Origin of the sequence: Anaerobium acetethylicum, assembly GCF_900096945.1 — a bacterium.
Classification (GTDB): Bacteria; Bacillota; Clostridia; order Lachnospirales; family Lachnospiraceae; genus Anaerobium; species Anaerobium acetethylicum.
Map to the genome: position 1 here is coordinate 1 of NZ_FMKA01000059.1, position 11,789 is coordinate 11,789.

At 45.2% G+C, this 11,789-nt stretch carries 7 protein-coding genes and 1 other annotated feature; all 7 genes read left to right on the top strand.

Annotation, left to right across the window (positions count from 1 at the left end):
• Positions 1-166: 166 nt before the first annotated feature.
• Positions 167-423: a binding site (T-box leader), on the top strand.
• Between the two features lie 123 nt (positions 424-546).
• The 7 genes from trpD (at position 547) to BJR36_RS19150 (ending at position 11,620) form a co-directional block, all read left to right on the top strand.
• Positions 547-1,551 carry an anthranilate phosphoribosyltransferase gene (trpD, locus tag BJR36_RS19120; protein ID WP_091237034.1) on the top strand — a complete coding sequence of 335 codons (1,005 nt, stop codon included), beginning with the start codon at positions 547-549 and terminating at the stop codon, positions 1,549-1,551.
• Between the two features lie 121 nt (positions 1,552-1,672).
• Positions 1,673-2,689 carry a 3-deoxy-7-phosphoheptulonate synthase gene (gene aroF, locus BJR36_RS19125; protein WP_091237035.1) on the top strand — a complete coding sequence of 339 codons (1,017 nt, stop codon included), beginning with the start codon at positions 1,673-1,675 and terminating at the stop codon, positions 2,687-2,689.
• Between the two features lie 98 nt (positions 2,690-2,787).
• Positions 2,788-2,973, top strand: coding sequence for a hypothetical protein (locus BJR36_RS19130; RefSeq protein ID WP_091237036.1), 186 nt, complete (start codon positions 2,788-2,790; stop codon positions 2,971-2,973).
• 54 nt (positions 2,974-3,027) lie between these two features.
• Positions 3,028-4,314, top strand: coding sequence for a DUF2974 domain-containing protein (locus tag BJR36_RS19135; RefSeq protein WP_091237037.1), 1,287 nt, complete (start codon positions 3,028-3,030; stop codon positions 4,312-4,314).
• A 29-nt stretch (positions 4,315-4,343) separates the two neighbouring features.
• Complete coding sequence (locus BJR36_RS19140; RefSeq protein WP_091237038.1) at positions 4,344-5,066, top strand: NAD-dependent protein deacylase; 723 nt, start codon at positions 4,344-4,346, stop codon at positions 5,064-5,066.
• 494 nt (positions 5,067-5,560) lie between these two features.
• Entirely contained in the window at positions 5,561-10,114 is a 4,554-nt protein-coding gene (gltB, locus tag BJR36_RS19145) for a glutamate synthase large subunit (protein WP_091237039.1), read from the top strand.
• 12 nt (positions 10,115-10,126) lie between these two features.
• Positions 10,127-11,620, top strand: coding sequence for a glutamate synthase subunit beta (locus tag BJR36_RS19150; RefSeq protein WP_091237040.1), 1,494 nt, complete (start codon positions 10,127-10,129; stop codon positions 11,618-11,620).
• Positions 11,621-11,789 lie beyond the last annotated feature (169 nt).

An 11,789-nucleotide genomic window follows, 5' to 3' on the forward strand; every position in this document is an offset into this window, starting at 1 on the left:
AGCGTTGGAATATAAATTGTAGAGCCGTATACGAGACCCGTACGTACGGTTCAATGAGAGGGAAATAATACTAGCTATTATTTCTCTACTCTATTTATAAAAAAATTCCACGTTGAGTAGGTACTCCCATGAAGGAACAGTGCCGCCCGATCAAACTGAATATGGAAATAAACTGATGACTGAGAGTAGTACATATGGCAGAAGTCGTACAGAGAGCTGCAGGTGGTGGGATTGCAGCGGATGAAGCAATATGGAATGGACTCAGGAAGGTGGGAGTAAAGGCGAAAGCTGAGTAATGCCCGACGGGATTTCCGCCCGTTATCAAGGGAAGACGTATGGAAGTACGTTCAGCGAGTGGATGCAATGCATCAAACCAGGTGGTACCGCGAGTATTGTATATAAAATATACAGCCCGTCCTTTTTAGTATAAGGATGGGCTTTTTTTTATCTCATAGATAAATTTCATTCTATGGTATAAAAACGTCACATTTCAAAATAAAACTGGGAAGCAGTTAAACCGTAAACACAAAATGGGAGGATAAAAAGATGATTCAGGAAGCAATTGCAAAATTAATCAACAAAGAGGATTTGAACTATGAAATGGCAGCAGGGGTTATGAATGAGATTATGGGCGGAGAGGCGACGCAGGCACAGATCAGCGCATACCTTACAGCGCTTCACATGAAGGGTGAAACAGTGGAAGAAATCACAGCAAGCGCAGGAGTCATGAGAAACCACAGCCTTAAGGCAGAGCACGACATGGATGTGATGGACATCGTGGGCACTGGTGGAGACTGCGCACAGTCCATTAACATTTCGACACTGGCGTCCATCATTGCGTCGGCAGCCGGAGCAAAAGTGGTAAAACATGGAAACAGGGCGGCTTCGAGCAAATGCGGGACGGCCGATGTTCTGGAGGCTCTTGGCCTTAATCTTCTGGTGGAACCGGAGACAAGTGTTGAGATTTTAAAGGAGATCGGAATCTGCTTCCTTTTTGCACAGAAATATCACACAGCCATGAGATACGTCGCGCCGGTAAGAAGGGAAATCAGAATCCCGACCATTTTCAATATCCTTGGACCTCTGGCGAATCCAGCAAATGCAAATATGCAGCTGCTCGGCGTATATGATGAAAGCCTTGTGGAGCCTTTGGCGAAAGTCCTCTCCAATCTTGGGGTGAAAAGAGGAATGGTGGTATTTGGACAGGACAGGCTTGACGAGATATCCATGAGCGCTCCTACGACAGTCTGCGAAATCAATAACGGTGAATTCAGCAGATATGAGATTACGCCTGAGCAGTTCGGCTTCACAAGATGCAGGAAAGAGGATCTGGAGGGAGGAAATCCGGAAGAAAATGCAGAGATGGCGCTGGCAATATTAAAGGGCGAAAAGGGTCCGAAGAGGGATGCGGTTATCATTAATGCCGGAGCAGCCCTTCACATTGCGAAGGGGATTTCGCTGGAAGAGGGAATCAGGCTTGCTGAAGAGACTGTCGACAGCGGAAGGGCGCTGGAACAGCTTGAGAAATTTGTGGCGCTTACCAACAGGTAGTAAGAAAACTTTGCAGGGATCCTGTGTGAGCTGAATGTATGATGCTATAGATTGTGCGCAGCGCTTTCGGCCATAAAGGATGGGGAAATGAATTATGACACGGATATAGGGGGAAATGAATATGATGTTTGTGCTGCATCCTGGTGCGGATCAGGAGAAAATAAAATCGTTTATCAATGAATTTGAAGAAATGGGATTCTCGCCGCTGGTAAGCGAGGGAACTGAAAGGACCGTGATCGGCCTTGTGGGAAATACGAAGGTACTTGATGTCCATTCCGTTGTGGAAACACATGATATTGTAAGTTACGGAAAAAGGATTACGGAACCTTATAAACTGGTGAACCGTGCTTTTCATCCTGATGACACAAAAGTAAGAATAAATAATATCGTTTTTGGTGAGGGAGGTTTCCAGGTGATTTCAGGTCCATGCTCCGTTGAGAATGAGGATCAGATCATACAGGTCGCAAGGGCTGTGAAGGAAAGCGGAGCAACAATCCTAAGAGGCGGTGCCTATAAGCCGCGTTCGTCTCCGTATTCCTTCCAGGGGCTTCACCAGGATGGACTCAGGCTTCTGTCGCTGGCGAAAAAGGAGACAGGGCTTCCGATTATTACAGAAATGACGAATATGAATCAGCTGGAGTATTTTGATGATGTCGACATCATCCAGATTGGAGCAAGGAATATGCAGAATTTTGATCTCCTGAAGGAGGTCGGAAAATGCAGGAAGCCTGTTCTTCTGAAAAGAGGGCTTTATAATACAATAGAGGAGTTTCTGATGAGTGCCGAATACATCATGGCAGGCGGAAACGAACAGATCATCCTCTGCGAGAGAGGTATCAGAACGATTGAAACAATGACGAGGAATACCCTGGATATCTCAGCGGTTCCGCTGCTGAAAAAGGTGTCCCATCTTCCTGTTGTCATTGATCCGAGCCATGCTGCCGGGATACGTTCCATGGTTTCGCCGCTTTCAAAAGCATCTATCGCTGTAGGCGCGGACGGGCTCATGATCGAAACCCATAACGATCCTGCAAAAGCGCTTTGTGACGGGGCACAGTCGCTGGATCTGAAACAGTTTGATGAACTGATGAAGGAAATCAGAAGACGGGTGGAGTTCGAAGGAAAGACGCTGGGGTGATATTTTCTTTGGGGTTGTTGAAAAGTGAAAACGGGTTATAATATAAGTATAAGAAATTTTTAAATTAGCTGTAATGATAAGGGTGGAGGAGATTAGCTATGAGAAATTCGAAGATTGAAAATACCGACAAACAAGCTGTTGATCAGCCTGAGGTTTCAGTTGATGTTAAAGTAGAGATCGATGCTGCAAAAATTGTCAGATGCATCTGTGTGGCTTCTGTTTTGATAGTCTCGATAGTTATGGGAATCAGGTGCTATGAAAAAAATCTGGATTCTGTAAAATGAATAAACCGACATCGGGGCCGGGTCTGCCGTCGGTAAGGAGTGGGGGGCTTTCAAATGCAGAATATTCTTGATTATGTTGAATGGCGTGGAGACCTGAGCTTCGAGCGAGATGTATTCAACGAGGTCGACAACCTGATTCTGTCAGCATTGGCGTATTTGGATTTTGAAGGGATTGTACCATTCCTGCCAGAGGGAGATATCCCTGTTCTCTCAGAAATAGTGGATAAGGTTATGAATCTCGTCGATACAGAATCTCCGCGTTATCAGGATCCGTTTTTTCATCAGATCCCAGAGCTTTTTGCCAAGGCAGCAAAGTCGGTCCGATTTGGAGGAATAGGACTGTCCTGTTATGTGAACAGGATCGATTATGATAAGTCCGAACAGTTTTCGGCGCTTGTTTTTTCACTGGGCGGCGGGCTTTATTACATTGCGTTCAGAGGGACAGATGACAGCCTCGCCGGCTGGAAAGAGGATTTTCAGATGAGCTTTAAGGATGAGGTACAGGCTCAGAGAGATGCAGCGGCATACCTGAAAAGCATCCTTCCGTATTTTGAAGGCCGTTTCCTTATGGGCGGTCATTCGAAAGGGGGAAATCTGGCAGTTTATGCAGCAGCCTCCATGGATGATGATATCAGGGAAAGGATTGAGGCTGTCTATAATAATGACGGGCCGGGATTCCAGAACGGTTTCATCAGAAGCAGAGGCTACAGGAGTATGCTTGGCCGAATCAGTACGATCGTGCCAAAATCATCAATCGTAGGAATGCTGCTGGAGCACAAGGAAGAATATAAGGTAGTAAACAGCGATGAAAAGGGGATCATGCAGCATAACGTCTTTTCCTGGGAAGTCAGGGGAAAGAACTTCGTGTATCATGATCATTTGGAAAAATCAAGCATCAATCTGAATAGGGCTGTAAAAGGCTGGCTTAACAATCTGCCCGTTGAACAGCGGGAACAGTTTGTTGAAGAACTCTTTAATATCATATATGCAACGGGAGCCATGACGGTGAGCGATCTATATAAAGAAAGGCGGACTGCAGCGGAAGAGATGATAAGGTCCTATAAGAACATAGACGCAGAGTCCCGGAAATTCCTGAAGAAGACTCTTTTTACGTTTTTCAGGGAGAGCCAGAAGGTGCTGAAAGCTTCCATAGAGACGGATATAGATGCTTTCAAATTGAAGAGGAGGTATAAGGAGAAGACGGAAGCCGGGAATGAGCAAGGAACAGAGAAGACAGTGAAGAATAAAACCAGGGCAGAAGAAACGGCAACAGATGTGGCTGGTACAAAACAAGAGGAAGCAGGATCGGATAATATAAGCACTCAGAAGGCGCAGGATTAAAAAAAGATAAGAAGGGGGAGCATTAGGATATGAATACAGACATATTGAAAAAGCTGATTGGCGATTCTGGGAATATCGTATTTTTCGGTGGTGCTGGCGTTTCTACAGAGAGTGACATTCCGGATTTCCGGTCTTCGACAGGGCTGTACAATTCGAAGGAAAACTTCAGGTATCCGCCTGAAAAGATGCTGTCCCACAGTTTCTTTGTGAGCCATACCGGAGAGTTCTACGATTTCTACCGGAACAGGATGATCTACAGGGAGGCAAAACCTAATAACGCTCATTATGCGCTTGCAAGGCTTGAAGAAGAGGGAAAGCTGAAAGCTGTGATCACCCAGAACGTCGATGGTCTCCATCAGATGGCGGGCAGCAGGGAAGTCCTGGAGCTTCATGGATCCGTACACAGGAATTACTGCATGAAATGCCATAAATTCTACGGGCTTGATTATATCATGAATTCTACAGACATACCCAGGTGTGAATGTGGAGGGCTTATAAAACCTGATGTAGTCCTTTATGAGGAAGGTCTCGATATGGAAATGTTGAACAAAGCAATTTCTTATATCAAAAACGCTGATATGATGATTGTAGGAGGCACTTCCCTGACGGTATATCCTGCAGCAGGTCTGATACAGTATTACATGGGAAATAAACTGGTTTTAATTAACAGTTCAGAGACTCCGTATGACAGAAGCGCAGACCTTGTCATAAACGGAAAGATTGGGGAGATACTGAAGCAGATTTTAGAATAGATAGAAGATGCTTATAGCAGATATGGCGGCTAATTCAAGGATAATTAGTGTTCAATATTCAATGTGAGTATTAATAGTTGCTAAATAAAATCAATAAAACACAAAAAAACAGAAAATATAAAATAGCAAGACTGAAAGGAAGTCAGACTCCATTTTGTTTTGAAAAAAAGTGAACTGAGCACATGCGAAATCACGTGAATAATGTCGCAGGACAAAACAAAAGCATGGATAAACAGGAAAATGTCAGACAAATAGAAGAGGGTTAAATTGTTATCTAATTATCTGAAAACATCTTGAAAAAATGGTATTTACAGAGGAGCTTAAATGTAGTATATTAAGTTCACAAAAATTTTTTGTACGCATGCTAGTCCGAAAGAGCCCTATATTTTGGGGATTATGAAACGGATTATAGGAAAACTCTTTAACTGTAACTATTCCTGAAACAGGGATTCGGAACAGTTACCCTTTAACCAGCTATAAGAAAGGATATGCTTATGGAAAACCAGAATATTGTAAAAGCAGGCCAGCCACAGGGTTTATATGAATCCAGGTTCGAGCATGACAACTGCGGTATCGGAGCAGTCGTCAATATTAAAGGCCGAAAGACACATGAAACAGTCAGCAACGCACTGAAGATTGTAGAAAATTTAGAACATAGAGCAGGCAAAGATGCCGAAGGTAAGACCGGAGACGGAGTAGGAATTTTATTGCAGATTTCGCATAAATTCTTCTCAAAAGCGGTTAAACCTCTCGGCATCTTTTTGCGTTCAGAGAGAGATTATGGAATCGGCATGTTCTTTTTCCCGCAGGAAGAACTGAAGAGAAACCAGGCTAAGAAGATGTTTGAGGTCATCGTGGCAAAGGAAGGGCTTAAATTCCTGGGATGGAGGGAAGTCCCAACAGCTCCTGCAGTACTTGGGCAGAAGGCAGTCGAATGCATGCCATGTATCATGCAGGGATTTGTTGAAAGACCGGAAGGCATTGAAAAAGGGCTTGATTTTGACAGAAAGCTTTTCATCGTGCGCCGTGAATTTGAACAGAGCAATGACAACACTTATGTGGTTTCGTTATCAAGCAGAACAATCGTTTACAAAGGAATGTTCCTTGTTGGACAGCTCCGTTCATTTTTTACAGACCTTCAGAGCAAGGATTACGAGTCGGCAATTGCGCTGGTTCATTCAAGATTCAGTACCAACACGAATCCGAGCTGGGAAAGAGCGCATCCGAACAGGCTTATGGTACACAACGGTGAAATCAACACCATCAGGGGAAATGCAGACAAGATGCTTGCCCGTGAAGAAAACATGTCTTCAGACAAACTGAAGAACGAGTTCCATAGGATTATGCCGGTCGTAGATACGAAGGGATCTGACTCGGCTATGCTTGACAATACACTTGAATTCCTTGTCATGAGCGGCATGGAACTTCCGCTTGCGGTATTGATCGCAATTCCGGAGCCATGGCTGAACAACCGTAATATGAGCCAGAAGAAAAAAGACTTTTACCAGTATTACTCTACCATGATGGAACCATGGGACGGACCTGCCTCAATCCTTTTCAGCGATGGCGACATTATGGGTGCTGTCCTTGACAGGAACGGACTAAGACCTTCCCGCTACTATATTACAGATGACGACAATATGATCCTTTCTTCAGAAGTCGGCGTTCTTGATATAGATTCTTCTAAAATTAAGGTGAAGGAAAGATTGCGACCAGGCAAGATGCTTCTTGTAGATACCGTAAAAGGTGAAATGATCGATGATGACGAGCTGAAGGAAGAATATGCAAGCCGCCAGCCTTACGGCGAATGGCTTGACAGATACCTGATCAGACTTAGCGACCTGAAGATTCCAAACCATAAGGTGCATGAATATTCTAAAGTAGAGCTTGCAAGGCTGCAGAAGGCTTTCGGCTACACCTATGAAGACGTTAAGACATCGCTTCTTCCGATGGCGAAGACAGGCGGGGAAGCTATTTCAGCTATGGGCGTCGACAGCCCGATTCCGGTGCTTTCAAAGACAAAACAGCCGCTTTTCAACTACTTCAAACAGCTTTTTGCACAGGTAACCAATCCGCCGATTGATGCCATCAGGGAAGAGGTAATCACTTCGACTACGGTCTACATCGGTGAAGACGGCAACCTTCTTGAAGAAAAGCCGCTTAACTGCCGCGTGCTCAGGGTGGATAATCCGATCCTTACAAGCACGGACCTTATGAAAATCAAGAACATGAAGGCTGAAGGATTCAAGGTTGAAGTGATTCCGATTACTTACTATAAAAATACCTCCCTTGAAAAAGCCATCGAGCATCTTTTTGTTGAGACTGACAGAGCTTACAGGGATGGAGCAAATATATTAATCCTTTCTGACAGGGGACTTGATGAGAACCACGTTGCTATTCCGGCTCTTCTTGCAGTGTCGGCACTTCAGCAGCATCTGGTAAAGACTAAGAAGAGGACTTCTGTTGCTATGATCCTGGAAAGTGCTGAACCAAGGGAAGTACATCATTTTGCAACCCTTTTAGGATACGGTGCATGTGCAATCAATCCTTATCTTGCACAGGATACAATCAGAGAGCTCATCACCAGCGACCTGCTTGACAAGGACTATTATGCTGCCGTTGAGGACTACAACAATGCGGTGCTCCACGGTATCGTAAAAATTGCTTCCAAAATGGGTATCTCGACAATCCAGTCCTACCAGGGGTCACAGATTTTCGAAGCGATCGGAATCAATTCTGATGTAATCAATAAGTATTTCACGAATACGGTCAGCCGCATTGAGGGAATTTCACTCGAGGATATCGCAAGGGACGTAAACGATCTTCATTCGTCGGCTTTTGATCCACTCGGCCTCGATATAGACCTTACGCTTGACAGCGTCGGAAGCCACAAGATGAGAAGCGGAGCGGAAGAACACCTTTACAATCCGAAGACAATCTATCTTCTTCAGGAAGCGACAAGAAGAAAAGACTATGGAATGTTTAAGGAATACACCTCTCTTATCAACGATGAAAACACGATCGGAAATCTGAGAGGACTGATGGAGTTCAATTATCCGGAAGAAGGAATTCCTGTTGATGAAGTGGAAAGTGTTGCTTCAATCGTAAAAAGATTTAAAACGGGAGCCATGTCCTATGGTTCCATTTCACAGGAAGCACATGAAACGCTTGCAATCGCTATGAACAGGCTGAACGGCAAGTCAAACAGCGGCGAGGGCGGAGAAAGCATCGAAAGGCTTACTGTCGGACCAGACGGAATCAACAGATGCTCTGCAATCAAGCAGGTTGCATCGGGACGTTTCGGCGTTACTTCCCAATACCTTGTAAGCGCGAAAGAAATCCAGATCAAGATGGCGCAGGGTGCAAAACCGGGCGAAGGCGGACATCTTCCAGGTAAAAAAGTTTACCCATGGGTTGCAAAAACCAGACATTCGACACCTGGTGTAGGCCTTATTTCACCACCACCGCATCATGACATCTACTCCATCGAAGATCTTGCGCAGCTGATCTATGACCTTAAAAATGCCAACAAGCAGGCAAGAATTTCAGTTAAGCTGGTTTCTGAAGCAGGCGTCGGCACAGTAGCAGCCGGTGTTGCAAAGGCAGGAGCACAGGTAATCCTGGTTTCAGGCTATGACGGAGGAACCGGTGCAGCACCAAGAAACTCAATCTACAATGCAGGGCTTCCATGGGAACTTGGACTTGCTGAAACCCACCAGACGCTCATTATGAACGGTCTGAGGAATAAAGTGGTAATCGAAACTGATGGAAAGCTTATGAGCGGCCGTGATGTTGCAATCGCAGCGCTTTTGGGTGCAGAAGAGTTCGGCTTTGCGACTGCTCCGCTAGTAACGATGGGATGCGTCATGATGAGAGTATGTAACCTGGATACATGTCCGGTAGGTGTTGCTACCCAGAACCCTGAACTTCGTAAGAGATTCAAGGGAAAACCGGAATATGTAATCAACTTCATGGAATTTATCGCACAGGAATTAAGGGAATATATGGCAAGATTAGGCATCCGCACAGTGGATGAGCTTGTTGGAAGAACTGATCTCCTTAGTGCGAAAGAAATTACTGAAGGAAAAGCTGCAAAAGTAGATCTTTCCAGAATCCTCAACAACCCATTTGCCGTTGATGGAGAAAAGGTGACTTTCGATCCGGCACAGGTCTATGATTTTGAGCTTGAAAAGACGGTGGACGAAAAGATCCTGCTGAAAAAGCTGAAACAGGCTCTGCTGAATAAGCAGAAGAGAAGCATAGACATAGACGTTACCAATACAGACCGTTCACTGGGTACGATTTTCGGCTCGGAAATAACAAGACTGTATGGCAACGGGCTTGAAGACGACACTTATATCGTAAAATGCAAGGGAAGCGGCGGCCAGAGTTTTGGCGCATTCATTCCGAGCGGGCTTACCCTGGAACTTGTAGGCGACAGCAACGACTACTTTGGAAAAGGCCTCTCTGGCGGAAAACTGATTGTTTATCCTCCAAAGGGCGTCACATTCAAGCAGGATGAAAACATCATCATCGGTAACGTTGCGCTTTATGGTGCGACCAGCGGTAAAGTGTTTATCAACGGTGTCGCAGGTGAAAGATTCTGTGTACGTAATTCAGGAGCGACTGCTGTTGTTGAAGGCGTCGGAGATCATGGATGCGAATATATGACAGGCGGAAGGGTAGTAGTACTCGGTACGACTGGAAAGAATTTTGCGGCCGGAATGAGCGGCGGTATCGCATATGTTCTGGATGAAGAAAGGGATCTTTATGTGAAACTGAATAAGGAAATGGTTTCTCTTGAAGAGGTTACTTCAAAATATGATGTTCTTGAGCTTAAGAATATGATTACAGAACATGTTGCAAATACGAACTCCGTAAAAGGAAAAGAGATTCTTGATAATTTTGGTGAATATCTGCCGAAATTCAAGAAGATCATACCATTTGATTATAACAGGATGCTTATGACCATAGTCCAGATGGAAGAAAAAGGTTTAAGCAGCGAACAGGCGCAGATTGAAGCTTTTTATGCAAATGCGAGAGGATAGGAGGAGAATATCATGGGAAAACCTACAGGATTTATGGATTACGAAAGGGAAACAAGTGAAGCGGTAAAACCTAAAGAAAGAATAGGAAATTTCAATGAATTCCATATTCCGCTCTCCAGGGAAAAGCAGATGCGCCAGGGCGCGAGATGCATGGACTGCGGAGTCCCCTTCTGTCAGTCAGGAATCGTGTTGGAGGGAGCAGTTACAGGCTGCCCGCTCCACAACCTGATTCCGGAGTGGAACGACCTTGTATTTACAGGAAAATGGAAAGAGGCATTGAAGCGTCTTAAAAAGACCAACAACTTCCCGGAATTCACAGCAAGGGTATGTCCTGCGCCTTGTGAAGCGGCATGCACATGCGGTCTCAACGGATCACCGGTTACCATAAAAGAGAATGAATACGGGATCATCGAGCATGCCTACAGGAAAGGCTATGCGGCAGCAAAGGTCCCAAAAATCAGGACTGGAAAAAAAGTTGCAATCATAGGCTCGGGTCCATCAGGTCTTGCGGCAGCAGATCAGCTCAACCAGCGCGGCCATAAGGTGACAGTATTTGAAAGGGATGACAGGATCGGCGGTCTGCTGATGTACGGAATCCCAAATATGAAGCTTGAAAAACATGTCATCGACAGAAAAATCGATATCATGAAGCAAGAAGGCGTGGAATTCATAACCGGCGTCAATGTCGGCGTGAACTACAAGGCTTCTAAAATCCTCAGGGAGTTCGACAGGGTCATTTTAACCTGCGGAGCTTCAAATCCGAGAGACATCAACGTTCCTGGAAGGGAGGCAAAAGGAATCCATTTTGCAGTTGATTTCCTGAAGGCAACAACAAAAAGCCTTCTTGACTCGGGACTTGAGGACGGCAACTACCTTTCAGCAAAGGATAAAAAGGTCCTGGTAATCGGTGGCGGAGACACTGGAAACGACTGTGTAGGAACTTCTATCCGCCATGGGGCGGCTTCCGTCGTGCAGTTTGAAATGATGCCGAAGCTTCCGGATACAAGATCGGACAACAATCCATGGCCACAGTGGCCAAAGGTATGTAAGACTGATTACGGCCAGGAAGAAGCCATCTACCAGTACGGACATGACCCGAGGGTATTCAGAACAACGGTGAAGGAATTCATTGCAGACGAGGCAGGAAACATATGCAAAGTAAAGGCCGTAAAGCTCAACATGAAAAAGGATGAGGAAACAGGCAGATTAACTATGGTGGAAGTAGAAGGAAGCGAATTTGTAATTGATGCAGATCTTGTATTAATAGCAGCAGGCTTCCTTGGAAGCCAGAATTATGTGACTGATGCATTCGGCGTTGAGACAGACGTGCGAACAAATGTAGCAACTGAATCCGGTAAATTTGAGACAAATGTTCCAAATGTATTTGCAGCCGGGGATATGCGCCGGGGACAGTCTCTCGTTGTCTGGGCGATCAGGGAAGGCCGTGAAGTGGCAAGAGAAGTGGATCTCAGCCTTATGGGATACACGAACCTTTCAGTGCAGTAACAGGGTCAAAACAGCTCCTTTTCATATGAAGGAATCAGAAAAACGGCAGGCCATGGCGACCTGCCGTTTTTTTGTTGTGTGCCAGGCATGGCACTAATCTAGCTGGTGAAAGTCCAGCCACGGGTATTTACCGCCAAGTGTAGTGAACCACAAGTTGGTATCAGTAATG